Annotated in this window: 12 protein-coding genes; 10 read left to right on the forward strand and 2 right to left on the reverse strand. The window is 60.1% G+C overall.

Annotated elements, in window-relative coordinates; genetic code table 11:
* The first annotated feature begins 9 nt into the window (after positions 1-9).
* From B0G80_RS26555 to B0G80_RS26590, 8 genes are all read left to right on the forward strand, one after another.
* Positions 10-1,593 carry an amidase gene (locus tag B0G80_RS26555; RefSeq protein WP_258879048.1) on the forward strand — a complete coding sequence of 528 codons (1,584 nt, stop codon included), beginning with the start codon at positions 10-12 and terminating at the stop codon, positions 1,591-1,593.
* 91 nt (positions 1,594-1,684) lie between these two features.
* On the forward strand, positions 1,685-3,064 hold the full coding sequence (locus tag B0G80_RS26560) for an MFS transporter (RefSeq protein WP_116120927.1): 1,380 nt from the start codon (positions 1,685-1,687) through the stop codon (positions 3,062-3,064).
* Positions 3,065-3,090: 26 nt separating this feature from the next.
* The gene (locus B0G80_RS26565) at positions 3,091-4,602 is read left to right on the forward strand and encodes a PLP-dependent aminotransferase family protein (protein WP_116120929.1); all 1,512 of its coding nucleotides are present in this window, start codon (positions 3,091-3,093) and stop codon (positions 4,600-4,602) included.
* Between the two features lie 45 nt (positions 4,603-4,647).
* Entirely contained in the window at positions 4,648-5,196 is a 549-nt protein-coding gene (locus B0G80_RS26570) for a cupin domain-containing protein (RefSeq protein ID WP_116120931.1), read from the forward strand.
* Between the two features lie 143 nt (positions 5,197-5,339).
* Positions 5,340-6,680, forward strand: coding sequence for an acetamidase/formamidase family protein (locus B0G80_RS26575; RefSeq protein ID WP_116120933.1), 1,341 nt, complete (start codon positions 5,340-5,342; stop codon positions 6,678-6,680).
* 2 nt (positions 6,681-6,682) lie between these two features.
* Positions 6,683-7,630, forward strand: coding sequence for a metal ABC transporter substrate-binding protein (locus B0G80_RS26580; protein WP_116120935.1), 948 nt, complete (start codon positions 6,683-6,685; stop codon positions 7,628-7,630).
* Positions 7,631-7,637: 7 nt separating this feature from the next.
* Entirely contained in the window at positions 7,638-9,011 is a 1,374-nt protein-coding gene (locus B0G80_RS26585) for a metal ABC transporter permease (protein ID WP_116120937.1), read from the forward strand.
* A gap of 163 nt (positions 9,012-9,174) precedes the next feature.
* Complete coding sequence (locus tag B0G80_RS26590) at positions 9,175-10,278, forward strand: porin (protein ID WP_116120938.1); 1,104 nt, start codon at positions 9,175-9,177, stop codon at positions 10,276-10,278.
* Between the two features lie 91 nt (positions 10,279-10,369).
* Here B0G80_RS26590 and B0G80_RS26595 read toward each other — a convergent pair whose 3' ends face one another.
* A complete protein-coding gene (locus B0G80_RS26595; protein ID WP_220377496.1) occupies positions 10,370-10,780 on the reverse strand; it encodes a UTRA domain-containing protein in 411 nt (136 codons plus the stop codon).
* A gap of 538 nt (positions 10,781-11,318) precedes the next feature.
* A complete protein-coding gene (gene glcC, locus B0G80_RS26600) occupies positions 11,319-12,083 on the reverse strand; it encodes a transcriptional regulator GlcC (protein WP_116120943.1) in 765 nt (254 codons plus the stop codon).
* A gap of 258 nt (positions 12,084-12,341) precedes the next feature.
* Here glcC and glcD point away from each other — a divergent pair, with 258 nt between their 5' ends.
* Positions 12,342-13,841, forward strand: coding sequence for a glycolate oxidase subunit GlcD (gene glcD / locus B0G80_RS26605; RefSeq protein WP_116120945.1), 1,500 nt, complete (start codon positions 12,342-12,344; stop codon positions 13,839-13,841).
* The gene (gene glcE, locus B0G80_RS26610) at positions 13,841-14,908 is read left to right on the forward strand and encodes a glycolate oxidase subunit GlcE (protein ID WP_116120946.1); all 1,068 of its coding nucleotides are present in this window, start codon (positions 13,841-13,843) and stop codon (positions 14,906-14,908) included. The genes glcD and glcE overlap by 1 nt, the downstream gene beginning before the upstream one ends.
* Positions 14,909-14,925: the final 17 nt, after the last annotated feature.

Consider the following 14,925-nt stretch of genomic DNA (forward strand, 5'->3'; position numbering starts at 1 on the left):
GTCACGCTGTTGTCCCAGCAATTTGCGTGGTGCGAGAATCCGGACACTTCTTCTTGCTATGCGACCTCATCCGCACTTATTCACGACGCGGTAGAAACGAGAGTAAGCAAGCACTCCATCCAGGACGACGATTTCATGCGAACCACGGTTCCACCGCAAGAAAAGCTTTCGCTCAACGTACTTCCCTCAGAAGTTTGGCGTTGGAGTGCCGCAAGCATTGCGCAACAGATTCGACTCGGCTCCATTTCATGCGTGGAAGTGCTGCAAGCGTTTCATCGGCGCATTGACGTCGTGAACCCACGCCTGAATGCAATTGTTCATGAGGACCGCGAGCAATCGATCGGCGCCGCGCGGCAACTGGATGGATTGCATCGGCAAGATTCGCATGCGAGAGGTATTTTGCGCGGCGTCCCTGTCACCATCAAACTTAATGTAGACATGGCGGGTGAAGCCACGACGAATGGCGTGCCCGCCTATTCGCGGCGAGTCGCGCCCGCCGATAGCGCCGTGGTGACCAATCTTCGTTGCGCGGAGGCGGTCATCAACGGCCGCACTAATGTGCCGCCGTTCTCGTTCCGGTGGTTCACCGAAGGGCCGCTATATGGGCGAACGCTTAATCCATGGAGCGCCGATATCACATCGGGCGGGTCGAGCGGTGGTGCCTCGGTATCGGTGGCCACGGGCATGTGCGCGATCGCGCACGGAACCGATATTGCTGGATCAATCCGCTACCCGGCGTATGTGAACGGCGTGGTTGGTCTGCGTACCACGTCAGGACGTATCCCCGCCTATCACCCGACAACGGCGCAACGCTTTTACGGCTTGCAATCGATGTCGGCACAAGGGCCGCTCGCCAGATCGGTCGAAGACGCGCGCCTCGGATTGCTGGCCATGCTTGGTGCCGACACACGCGATTCAACCTGGGTGAATGCGATTCTTGAACACGAAGACGATGCCGAGCCGGTAAGGGTCGCACTGGTCGATGAAATTCCGAATGTCGTTGTGAGCGATGAAATCAAAAAAGCCCTTCAGCAAGCCGCCGCATCGCTTGTTGAGGCAGGCTATGTGGTAGAACGCGCGCAGCCTCCAGCAATCGACCAGTGTGTCGAAATTTGGCAGTCGATCGCCATGACGGAATCCAGATTCGGAATGATCGCGGCAGTGGAGGAAACCGGTGATGCTTCAATCATGCGGTCGGTTCACAACATGGCGGCATGCGCGCCGTCTGTCGACCTGGGTGGCTACATCAAGGCAATTGCACTTCGCGATGAGTTGCGCCGCAAATGGAATGAGTTCCTGCGCGCCTACCCAATTCTGCTGATGCCTACGTCATGCCATATGCCGCAACCGTGGGGAGCGGATCTCGGAACTGTGGATGAAATGCGCGAACTGGTTGCTATACAGAGCCCGCTCATCGCCGTGGCGGCGTTGGGACTTCCAGGCATACATGTCCCGACCGGCATGTCGAACGGCTTACCGGTTGGAGTCCAGTTGGTGGCGGAAAGCTTTCGGGAGCTTCGCCTGCTTTGCACCGCGTCCGTCATTGAACGGGAAGCTGAAGCGGGATCCGCGTTGAACTACACGGCGAGCTAGTTCCTCATCTTGCGCAGATGAAGAATGAATTCGTGGTTCGTTAATTACAAACAATACACACGGATAGACGTGCACGATCAGGAGACAAACGATGTCATTAGCCAGTTCGCAAGCGGAAAAGGTCGATATAGAAGAATTTATAGACCGCCAGAAAGTTTCGGCGTTCCAATGGGTAATACTCGGATTGTGTTTTCTGATCGTCGCTGCCGATGGATTCGACACGGCAGCGGCTGGATTCGTCGCGCCTGCGGTGGCAAAAGATTGGGGGCTCACGCGGCTTGCACTTGGGCCGCTGCTCAGCTCGGCTCTCATTGGATCCGTACTGGGCGCATTGATCTCCGGACCGCTTGCGGACAGGATCGGCAGAAAGCGTGTGCTTGCTGTTTCTGTTCTGGTGTTCGGTGTGTTCACGCTTGCGTGTGCAAAGGCCGATTCTCTTCACGTACTGACGTTCCTGAGACTGGTGAGCGGCATTGGCTTAGGCGCTGCCATGCCTAATGCGACGACCATGGTGTCGGAGTACATGCCGAAGAAACATCGGGCGCTGCTGGTGAACGTGATGTTTTGCGGCTTTACGTTTGGCGCATCCGCGGGCGGTTTTGCGGCGGCTGCCCTGATTCCGGCATTCGGATGGGAAAGTGTCTTCGTTGTCGGCGGTGTGGTTCCCGTCCTGCTGTCCTTCGTCCTGTTTGCGTGGCTGCCCGAGTCGGTTCGATTCATGGTGGCGAACTCGTGGTCCGCAGAAAAGATAAACCTGGTGCTGGGCCGTATATCAGGGAAGGTGCTGGTCGAACAGCACTTTACGATCGACGAACCCGTGAACCAGGATGAACGTTCGCCGGTCGCATTGATCCTGTCCAAACAGTTCAGAAGCGGAAGCCTGCTGCTGTGGGTCACGTATTTCATGGGCCTGCTGGTCTACTACCTGCTGACAAACTGGCTCCCTACCTTGATGAAAGACGGTGGAATGAGCTTGCAACAGGCGTCGCTCATCACCGCGCTGTTTCCACTCGGTGGCGGTTTGGGCGCGATTGTCTGCGGCATTCTCATGGATCGCGTCAACGCTCACCGGGTGGTCGCATTGACCTATGTTCTCGCGGGCGTCTTCATCTGTTGTGTCGGGCACTCCGTTGGAAATACGCTGCTAGTCGGCTTATTGACGTTTCTGGCGGGTAGCTGCATGGCAGGCGCTCAAATATCCATGCCGGTTCTCGCGGTCGCCTTCTATCCGACAAATGGACGTGCTTCCGGTGTTGCGTGGATGCTCGGCATTGGGCGCATTGGCGGAATCGTTGGCGCTTTTGCGGGAGCCGTCATGCTGCAAGCGGGTTTTGCAATCGATACCATTCTTCAGGCTATGGCTGTCCCGGTGTTCGTCGCCGCCGCCGCGCTGTTGGTAAAAAATCAACTCGGAAAGAGACGGATTGATTTCGATTCAATCGCTCAAGAACCCCGGCCGGAGTCCAACTAGCCGTCACATGGCTGCATGAGCATTCGATGATCAAAGGCATACCCGATGTGGAATTCGCCAATCTCCGGCTGGGCCGGCGCAACGGTGCGCCGCTCCATCAGCAGATTTCGGAGCGCATCAAAGGCGCGATCTCGGCAGGCTCGTTAGCGCCGGGCGCGCGTCTGCCATCGTCGCGGAGTCTGGCTTCTCAACTGTCGGTGTCTCGCGCGACCGTTGAACTCGCGTATAGCATCCTCTCCGGCGAGGGTTATCTGAACCGGCAAAATGCGGCGGGCACGCGTGTAGCGTCGTGTCCGGCAGGACCACTGCCTCAACCGTCCGAACGTTTGCCACAACCGTTGATGCCCGGCCTGGCCTCTGAAGCTGGTCAGCTCCCGCGCCTGTTTCAACTAGGGCTGCCGGCACTCGATGCCTTTCCGCGCAAGCTCTGGTCGAGGCTCGCCGGGCGCCATGCCCGTTCGCTTTCGTTCTCCAACATGGTGTACCAGGCAACAGGTGGCTTTGGTCCCTTGCGGCAGGCTATTGCGAATCATCTGGCGATTGGCCGTGGCATTCCGTGCCGCAGTGAGCAGATCTTTATCACCGCTGGTTTTCTAGGCGCATTGGCACTGATCGCGCGTACGCTGCTGAACAAAGGAGACGAGGTGTGGGTCGAGGATCCGAACTTTTCGCCGGCGCGTCATACGCTCGAACTCGCCGGCGCACATCTGATTCCCGTTCCGGTAGATGAAGAAGGATTAAACGTGCAGGCGGGCGTCGCGCTTGCATCAGCCGCGCGGCTTGCGCTCGTTACGCCTGCCACGCAGTTTCCACTTGGCGTAGCGCTCTCGCCGCAGCGGCGCTCACAGCTGATGTCGTGGGCTGCGGACGCGGGCGCATGGGTTATCGAGGACGATTACGGCAGCGAATTCAATCGCGCGGATCGCGCTGCACCAGCAGTCGCGTCCGCATTCAATTGCCTCGATCATGTGAACCGGGTGTTGCATGTCGGTTCGTTTAGCCATGTTCTGTTTCCTGGTCTGCGTCTCGGTTATCTGGTCGTCCCTGCATCACTGGCTGATGATTTCGAACGGACATCCGCGCTGTTGCCCTCACAACCTTCGCTACTCGATCAGATGGTCGTGGCCGACTTCATCTTTCAAGGTCATTTCGGCCGCCACCTCGCGCGAATGCGGGGCGTGTACGCCGAACGCAAGCATGCACTTGTCGACGCATTGAGACATGTTCTCGGCGATTCGTTTCAGGTAGAAGAATCGAGAGGCATGCACGTGCTATTGCGCCTGCCGCCGAATCTCGATGATGTTGCCATAGCCAATCAGGCGCGCACGCATGCAATGGCGATAACCGCAATATCGCCAATGGGATCGCGAGTCAGCACCGGGCCCGGTTTGCTATTGGGATTCGCGAACATCACGCCGGACACGGCAAACGATGCTGCATTGCGCTTGAAAAGCCTGCTCACCACGCCATTGCAGAGAGAAAGTCGAGTTCAATGGTCTGGTCATCTTGAAGATTTTTGGTCGATGCCAGTTGGCTAGGCGTGAATTACTCTTCTCACTGGTCGAGTTCTCGCGGACGAGATCATGCCTGCGTTCAAACCGCGTTCGGTAGCGCCGTCCGCAGGGCTTTTTCCAACAAGCCAATCGAAGAATCCCTTCGAAGCCATTCATCAGGTCAGAAAGCTAATCACCATGTTCTCTTTTCGTTCCCTAAAGATGCGTCAGTTCGGTTTGCCCGGTGTCGTCACCTCGTTGATTTTCGCGGCAGCACCAGCGTGGTCGCAAACCACGGCTGCGCCGGTCAGCGGCCGCGCGATTGAAACCGTCCTTGCCGAAAAGCTTTCTGTGGCTCCGGGCAAGGTTCTAACCGCACAGGTTGTGCACTATGGGCCGGGCGGCTCTTCCCAGTCGCATCACCACGACGCGGACGTCTTCGCTTTTGTTCTGTCCGGCAAGATTCTGTCGGGCGAGGAGGGGGAGGAGGCGAAGGTTTACAACGTTGGCGAAGGGCATTTCGAGCGTCGCGACCAACATCATGTCATCAGTAAGAACGCCAGCGCGACCGAACCGGCGAGCATGCTCGTGGTGTTCATCGCCAACCAGAACGCCAGCCTCACCACCTTCGATCACTGATCCGCAAGAAGCACGTTCCCGGTCCTCGCATCACGTCCGACCGGGTGTGCGCAGCGCGATTGACGTAGATGACCTCTATAGCGAGCGCCAAAGATGCGCCGCAAGAAAACTGGCTGAAGCCAGACAAATAACGGAGACAGTTGATGGATTACCGGACATGTGCGCTCCGACGGGCGATCTCGTCGGCCGCGCTGCTGGCTGTTGCCTGCATTGCCGCGCCGTACGCCGGCGCTCAGATCACGACTTCTCGCGCTGTACTGGAAGCCGGCAAACCGCTCGCATCGAAATCCGGCAGCGGCAAAGTGATACGGTTGGAGGCAACACCGGCTACCACTCAGTTCGGCTGGTACGACAATGCACAGGCTCCCGTTCTCCGGATTCATTCGGGGGACACGGTTGTCATGGAAACGCTGATTCACGGTCACGCGCAGATCGTACCGGATATGACGATCGAACAGATGACGGCGCGCGCAAAGCAGGAACAGATCGATGCGCCCGGCCGTGGCGTGCATTCGCTCACGGGGCCGGTGTATGTGGAAGGAGCGAAACCCGGCGATACCTTGAAGATTGAAATCGGCCACATCGTGCCGACTGCTTACGGCCTCAATTTCAACTATCCCGGTTTTGCAGGTACGTTTCCAAAACAGTTCCCGCAAGGCCAGCTCAAGTACTTCTATCTGGACCTGGCCAGACAGCGCTTCGAGTTTGCGCCAGGTATCTTCGTCCCGCTACGGCCGTTTCCGGGGATTGTCAGTGTTGCGCGCGCCGAATCGGGCCGATTCGGCACCGTGCCTCCAGGTCCGTTCGGCGGCAATCTCGACATCAACGAAATGGTGTCGGGCACCACGCTGTATCTGCCGGTGTTCGTCGATGGCGGACTGCTATGGTCCGGGGATTCGCACGCCGCGCAAGGCAATGGCGAAGTCAACCTGACCGCGCTCGAAACCGCTTTCAAGGAATTGCCTCTCAAGGTTTCGGTGCTGAAGGGCGTCAAGCTGGAGTGGCCCAGAATCGAAACGCCGACGTATTGGATTGCCATTGGCTACGACCGCGACCTCAACGTCGGATACGAATTGCTGCAACAGCAGACGATCGAAATGATCGCCCAGCAAGACCGTCTATCACCCGAGGCAGCGCGAGCGCGGATGCTGGCGACGTGGGATTGCCGCATTTCAGAAGTGGTCAATATTCTGAAGGGAACCTACTGCATGGTTCCCAAAGCAGGGGATGTGGTCGCCCCTGTACTGCCCACCACAGACAATACGGACTATTTCGTCACCTACGCTGCCGACAAGGATCTCAACAAAGCGATGGATGCGGCGTCGCTGGCGATGATCGACAAGCTGACCACGGAAAGGCACCTCACACGGCTCGATGTTTATTCGCTCGCGAGCATCGCCATGGACTGCCGGCTTGGCTCTCCCGCGAGGCCCGAACGCGAAGTGCACTGCCTGATGAAGAAGAGCTATTGGACGGGAGCGTGAGCATGAGCAGGTTCGCCGTTCTGATGCGTCCGGCAGTGGCTTTTTTCACGCTCGGCTTGCTCGCTTTGCTGCTGCATGCGCAGACGGCGGCAGCGCAGCTTGCCGTGGTCGCGACGACGAGCGATGTGGCGAGCCTCGTCAGCGCGGTGGGGGGCGATCTCGTGCGCGTGCAGAGCATCATTCCACCGGCAGGCGATCCCGAGGCATTCGAGCCTCGCGTTAGCGATTTCGCGAAACTGGCTCACGCGGACCTGATCGTTCGTGTCGGGCTAGGTTACGACTTCTGGATCGACAGGCTCACGGACCGGCTGCAACGGCCTGAACTGCAGCAGGGCGGTCCGCGTTCGATCGATGCTTCGGCGGGCATACCGCTGCTGGAAGTGGGCGGCCTCAACCCGCTCGTTCCGGACGACGGTCACGGGCATGGCATCGCCAACCCGCATTACTGGCTCGACCCGGTGAATGCGGAAACGATCACGGCGAACATAGCGGCAGGCATCATCCGACTCGATCCCAATGCGCGCGATACCATTGAGGCGAACCGCAACCGCTTTCTCGCGAAGCTGCACGAGCGTCTTGCGGTGTGGTCGAGGCAGTTGTCGCCCTATCGCGGAACTGCCCTGCTGGCTTATCACAACGGTTGGCCGTATTTCGCGCGCCGCTTTCAGCTGGACATGGTCGGCTTCATCGAAACGAAAGAAGGGGTGCCGCCGAGCGCTGCGCATTTAACTGCGTTGCTCGCGCAGGCCCAGCGCCGCGGTGCGCGTGCGATCCTGCAAACGCCATACGAACCCACGCGCTTTTCGGACATGCTGTCCGCGCGCACAGGTGTACCTGTCGTCACGTTGGCGGCTTCGGTTGGGAGCCTGCCCCAGGCCGCGGATTATCTGGGCATGATGGATTACAACGTCGACGTGCTCACGCACGCGCTCGCATCGTCCGCACGGTGAACTGAACGTGACGATTTCCCTGTACGACATCTTCGTGCTACTTGCCCCTCCGTTCGCGGCGAGCATGCTGTTCGTCGCCATTCATGCCAATTTCGGACTGCATGTGTTAAGACGTGGTGTCATTTTCGTCGACCTCGCGTTGGCCCAGATGTCCGCGCTCGGCGCTACGATCGCTTTCGCCGTCGGACATGTGCCGACAAGCATGTCCGGTCTCATCTACACGTTTCTCTTTTCCGCCATCGGCGCGGGATTGCTCACCGTCGGCAGGGGTCTGCCGAAGGTCGTTCACACTGAGGCATATATCGGCATTCTGTATGTCGTTGCTACGGCGGCAACCATCCTCGTCGTCGATCGTTCCCCGCAGGGCGCGGAGCACGTAAAACAGATATTGGTCGGCAGCATTCTGACCGTTTCGGTGGATGACCTGCCCAAGTTCATCATGCTGTATGGTGCGATCGGAGTTTTTCACTGGCTCGCGCGCGGCCCTTTTCGAATGGCGACCGAAGCGGCCGCGGGATCACCGCAAGCCGCTCATAAACACAGCGCATGGATCTGGGATTTCCTGTTCTATCTGTCCTTCGGCGCGGTGGTCACGAGTTCGGTGGCAACGGCGGGCGTGCTTCTCGTCTTCTGCTTTCTGATCGTTCCCGCGATTATCGGGTCCCTGTTCACGCGCCGCTTCGTTGGCGCACTTCTGATCGGCTGGTTTGGCGGGGCGGTGGCGAGTGCGGTCGGTCTTGCCGCGTCGTTTGGATTCGATCTGCCTGCCGGTGCCGCGATGGTCCTCGCATTTTCATTGACGCTCGCGAGCGCGATGGTTCTGCGAGCGTTCGTGTCGGTGTCAGGGGCGGCGCGCAAAGCGCGGTTTTGTGCCTTTTTTCAAGGTGTATCCGCAATCGTTCTAACCATTGTCTGCGCAGGCATGATCTGGTTCATGTCGATGCCGACTGCGGATCAGCCTCTGCTCGACGTGCTGGAGTGGGCAAGCGGCATGGGTCCCGAGACGATCATGACGCCCGGTGAGCGGGCAGTTTATGCGGATGCCATGAAGGCCGTCAGTACGCGCCAGGCTCAGGCAATGCAATTCACGCTGCTGGAACGACAAACGCGTCCGCAAAGCCAGCCACTTTCGGATGATGAGGTGCGGCGCATGGGCGCGTTCCAGCAAGCTTTCAATGAAATGGCGCGCGGTGAGGATTTTGTCGCCACGTCGCTGTCCGGGCAAGCACGCGCGCGCGAACGCTGGTACGTCGGACCAGCCGTTCTCGTTGCCGCGATGCTTGGCCTGCTGGCGGTAACGCCACGCAAGATGCGCGCGCGGTTTTTCAACTTGTCGCGATGGCGACGACCTCGCCGGATGCGCCGGCGGCCTTCTTTATAGCAGGCAATCTGACGGATGGATCGTCGGACGGCCGCTTTGCGCTTGTCACGATTTAAAAATTTTCCGGGCGATTAATTCCGCCTGGGGTCCGCGCTCGCCTTCACGAATCGCGCACCTTGCGAGCTCACATCGTTTTATTTTAACAACTATGAGACAAAGCAAAATGAGCAAACTGCATTTGAAGGTGGCAGTTGCCGCCATCGCGGCATTGTCTGCGCCGATTGCATGGGCGCAATCGTCCGTCACGTTATATGGCATCGTCGATGCGGGCGTGGAGTTTCTGAACAAGGTCGGCCCACAAAGCAGTACGGTCACGCGCATGCTGAGCATATCGGGCACCGTGCCGTCGCGCTGGGGTGTTCGCGGCACGGAAGATCTGGGTGGAGGGCTCAGTACAGTCGTTGTGCTGGAATCCGGTTTTGCGCCGGGAACGGGCGTGTTGAATCAGGGCGGGCGTCTGTTTGGTCGCCAGGCCTGGGTCGGCCTTCAGTCCACTGCGTGGGGGCAAATCGGCTTGGGTAGACAGTACACAATGCTGCTGTGGGCCATGCTGAACACGGACCTTCTCGGTCCCAATGTGTACGGTTTGATGGACAGTTATCCCGCCAATGCTCGCGCGGACAATTCGATTTCCTACAAGGGCAAGTTCGGCGGTCTGACGGTCGGCTCCACCTATAGCTTCGGTCGCGACGCGACAGCGGTCGCCGTGCCGAACCCCTCGGCGACGAACTGTCCCGGCCAGAATCCAGCGGACTCGCGCCAATGCCGCGAATGGTCCGCAATGGTGATGTACGAGACAAGCTGGTGGGGCGTGAACGCCGCGTACGACTCGTTAAGCGGCGGCCCCGGCGCTTTCGCAGGCCTGTCCCGTAGCAATCTGAGGGACGACCGCGCATTGCTGAGCGGCTACGTTATCGCGGATAGCACCAAGCTTGGCGCCGGTGTCCTTGCACGCCGCAACCGTGCGAGTGCCACGCCGCGTAGCAACCAGTATTATCTGGGTGTCTCGTACGATGTTCGCCCGGATATCAACCTCACCGCCGAAGGCTATTACCTGGACTATCGCCACAGTGACGACAAGGCGTGGCTCGGCGCAGTGCGCGCAACCTACCTGCTCTCGAAGCGCACATCGGTGTATCTGACTGCGGGCTACGTCGAGAACAGCGGGCAACTCAATATTTCGGTCAGCGCCGGCGCCCCTGGCGGCAATCCCGTTGCGGGCGGCAACCAGTTAGGTGTGACCGCCGGGATCAAGCAGATTTTCTGAGGCGCGTTTCCACCACAATGCGCAGCGTGAGGCTCGTAGTGGATCGATTGCGGTCTGCTGCGAGTGCGACGCGCGCGCAACAGAGGTCGTCTCACCGCCGCAACTGCAACGCGTAAGTAAACCGATTAGCCGGGTAAACACTCGCCGCCGCTTCAAAAACCACGCCGCGGTCATCCACATAGCGCCGTGTGATCTCGAGCGCATCCCCATCCACTTCCGCGCCCAGCGGCTTCGCAAGCCGGGCCGGAATCCCCATCGCGCGGATCTCCTGCCGGACTTCACGCGCAGTGCGGCCAAATTTTTGTTCGACCAGTTTCCACCAAGGGCGAGCCATGACCGCGCATCGCATCGAAAACGACGAGGAATACCGCGAGGCGCTTAGCACCGTCTCGATGGTGGTTGACCTTGATCCGGCCCCCGGCTCGCCGCAGAAGTTCGCTGCGCCTTGGACGGTGCTTCGGTTGACTGGCGCAATGACGCGCTGAACGACTGCGTTCGGCAATGCGGATTGTTCCTCGTGCACGGGCAGCTCAATTCCGCCGTTGAAGGAGGCGGGGCGCCCGCTGTCAGGTGATTGAGAAGTTTCCTCACGGCAAGATAATCAAACTTATCTTCATAGACGTCACTTGCCCAACGGCTTCCGATGCAATGGTTTCCCGAAAACGCTCGACGTCGAACGCCGTCGAAGAGCGCTGCGTAACTCTCGCTCGCAATCGGGATTGAACGTAGTTAAAACGACTTCCCAAGTAGCTTCGCTCGCAGTCGCATGGCTCGGCTTTCTTTAATCTGCTTCTGCATATACGACGCAAATCGAGGCCTTGCATCTGGACCAAGTCGTCCGACCAGGTCCTGCCCGTGCCGAACGATTTTGTCTACGAATTTCTAACTCGGGACACTAGCGGATGTCTGCAAAAGAAGCGGGTATTGTCTGTCCTATCTTAAGCAGATTGCCAACGACGGTCGGTCGTCGAGAGAGATGGCGGCTCGGCCTGCGTTTATCTCCCGCATTGGACCTAAAATCAGCGCTAATACACGATTCACTACCAGCCTTCCAGCCGCAACGTAGCGCGTACGAGCCGTTGTCCTTCCTGTTCAATTTCGCGCAAATTTGCGCAGACGCTTTCAATATGCTCGGCCGCCGCCTTGCGTGCCTGCTCGGGCAGTTTGCCGGTGACGGCGTTATAGAGCCGCGCATGCTGACGATCAATTACGCGCTTTTGCGGCTCACGGTGATACAGATTGTTGACCGACGCAAACACCGAACTCAACAGGAGATCGGTCAGCGAACTCAGCGTATGCGCTAGCACCGGGTTATGTGAAGCCTCGCAAATTGCGAGGTGAAATGCGTGATCGAGCCGCGCGTGAGTCGATGCGCTTGTTTCCTCGCCGTGCGCCGAGACCATCTCCTCGTAGCGGCGCGTGATCAGCACGAAGTCAGCGGGTGTGCCGCGCAGCGCCGCGAGCCGCGCGGATTCCGCTTCCAGCATCCCGCGCACTTCAAGCAGATCGTAGAGCGTGCGCGGCTGCGAGCCGAGCAGATGCATCAGCGGCGTGAGCGTGGGTTGCGCGGTCAGGCTTGCGACGAACGAGCCCCTGCCATGCGAGGTCTCGATGATGCCGCGCGCGCGCAACAGCTTAAGCCCTTCGCGCAGCGCCGTGCGCGATACGCCGAGCTTGTCGGTGAGGCGCCGCTCGGACGGCAACGCTTGCCCGGTTTTCAGCACGCCGTCGACGATCAGCCGCTCGATTCGCTCGGCGACCACGTCGGCAACCTGCCTGGGGTTGTCCGGATCCGTTATCTGCATCGCTTATTCCAACTGGTGTGACCAGTTGAAAATACTATCACGCGTCGCATTGGGATTTTTAACACAAGCGATACAGGTAACCATTATTGCCGAAATAGGCTGGACGACATCTCGTCAAAAACTGGTATGACCACTTGAGATGGCCATCGACATTCATAGGCCTAACGACAACAATTCCCCCGGAGACACGATCCTGACCTGTTCGCACGGTGTATTTCCACCGGCTTACGGGTCAGGCGCGACGCCAGGAGACTTCCCATGAGCTATCACTACGACGAGAGCGTCGACGGCCCGCTCGCGACGCACGACAAAGCCACTGTCGTCGCGCAGTTGCGGGCATTGATCCCCGAGTTGCAACTGCTGCACGAGCAGGAAGATTTGCGGCCATTCGAATGCGATGGCCTTGCTGCTTATCGTGCGACGCCGATGCTGGTCGCTTTGCCCGACAAGGTCGAACAAGTCGAGGCACTGCTGGAATACGCGAACGCGTCAAAGATTCCGGTAGTCGCGCGGGGCGCCGGCACCGGTTTGTCAGGCGGCGCGCTGCCGCTCGACAAAGGCATCCTGCTGGTGATGGCGCGCTTCAACCGGATTCTCGACGTCGATCCCGAAGCCTGTACCGCCCGCGTGCAACCCGGCGTGCGCAACGTCGCCATCTCGCAGGCTGCAGCGCCTCACGGCCTGTACTACGCGCCGGACCCGTCGTCGCAGATCGCTTGCTCGATTGGCGGCAACGTTGCGGAGAACGCGGGCGGCGTGCACTGCCTGAAGTACGGACTGACGGTCAACAATATCCTCAAGCTGGAAATCCTCACCATCGACGGCGAGCGCATCACGCTCGGCTCGGATGCACTCGACGCCCCCGGCTTCGACTATCTCGCGCTGTTCACCGGCTCGGAAGGCATGCTCGGCATCGTTACCGAAGTCACCGTTAAGCTGCTTAGCAAACCGCCGAGCGCGAAGGTACTGCTCGCCAGTTTCGACGACGTCGAGAGGGCCGGCGCGGCGGTCGCGAGAATCATCGGTGCGGGCGTGATTCCGGGCGGCCTGGAGATGATGGACAACCTCGCGATTCGCGCGGCGGAAGATTTCATCCACGCAGGCTATCCGGTCGATGCCGCGGCGATCCTGCTGTGTGAAATCGACGGCGTCGAAAGCGACGTACAGGAAGACGTTAAATGTGTCGAAGCGCTGCTGCGCGACGCGGGCGCGACCGAGATCCGGGTCGCCCGAGACGAAGCCGAACGCCAGCGTTTCTGGGCCGGCCGCAAGAACGCCTTCCCGGCAGTGGGCCGCATCTCGCCCGACTACTACTGCATGGACGGTACCATTCCGCGCCGCGAATTGCCGCGCGTGCTCAAGGGTATCGAAGCGTTGTCGAACGAATACGGACTGAAAGTCGCCAACGTGTTTCACGCTGGCGACGGCAACATGCACCCGCTGATCCTGTTCGATGCGAATGCAACCGGCGAGACCGAACGCGCCGAAGCGCTTGGTGCCCGCATTCTCGAACTGTGCGTGGCGGTGGGCGGCAGCATCACCGGCGAACACGGCGTGGGCCGCGAAAAGATCAACCAGATGTGCGCGCAATTCAACAGCGACGAATTGAGCTTCTTTCACGCACTGAAAGCTGCGTTCGATCCGGCCGGACTGCTCAATCCCGGCAAGAACGTGCCGACCCTGCACCGCTGCGCCGAATTCGGTTCGATGCATGTTCACCACGGCGCGTTGCCTTTTCCCGAACTGGAGCGTTTCTGATGCGCGTCGAACCTGTCTCGATGGACGATAGCGAACGGCTCGTCGCCGAAGTCTCGCAAGCGCTCGCGAGCGGAACGCCACTCGCGATTCGCGGCGGCAATAGCAAGGCGTTCCTCGGCCGTCCCGCACAAGGCGCGTCGCTCGACACGCGCTCTCATCGGGGCGTGGTCAGTTACGACCCGACCGAACTGGTGATTACCGTGCGCGCCGGCACGCCGCTCACCGAGCTGAACGCGACTCTCGACGCCGCCGAACAGATGCTGCCGTGCGAGCCGCCGGCCTTCGGCGCGGCCGCCACGATCGGCGGCATGGTGGCCACGGGTCTCGCCGGACCACGCCGGCCGTGGGCCGGCTCGGTGCGCGACTTCGTGCTCGGCTGCCGCGTGATCACGGGCCAGGCGAAGCATCTGCGCTTCGGCGGCGAGGTGATGAAGAACGTGGCCGGCTATGACGTGTCGCGTTTGCTGGCGGGCAGCTTCGGCTGCCTCGGCTTGATCACGGAAGTGTCGCTGAAGGTGCTGCCCAAACCGCGTGCACTTGCAAGCGTCGCGCTTGAACTCGACGCGGCTGAAGCAATGCGCGAACTTTCGGCGTGGCGCCGCGCGGTGCTGCCGGTGAGCGCCGCGTGTCACGTCGACGGCCGCCTGCATGTGCGGCTCGAAGGCGGCATGGGATCGGTCGCGTCGGCGCTGGATCGCATCGGCGGCACCGAACTCGACCCGCGCTTCTGGGACGACCTGCGCGAGCACCGGCTGGCATTTTTCGACGACACGCGCCCGCTGTGGCGTCTGTCGTTGCCGAACGCTTCGCCGTTGTTCGACTTGCCGGGCGACACGCTGCTCGACTGGGCCGGCGCGCAACGCTGGCTGAAAAGCGATGCGCCGGCCGCGACGATCCGCCAGATCGCGCATGCCGCGGGGGGACATGCGACCTGCTTCACGCCGCATGCGGACACCGAGCCGTTCACGCCGCTGCCGCCCGCGTTGCTGCGCTTTCATCGGCAACTGAAGCAGCAACTTGATCCGCGCGGTCTCTTCAATCCCGGCCGCCTGTACGCCGGGCTCTGAATTTTGAAGGCGATCCA

The organism is Paraburkholderia sp. BL6669N2 (assembly GCF_003387275.1).
Taxonomy (GTDB): domain Bacteria; phylum Pseudomonadota; class Gammaproteobacteria; order Burkholderiales; family Burkholderiaceae; genus Paraburkholderia.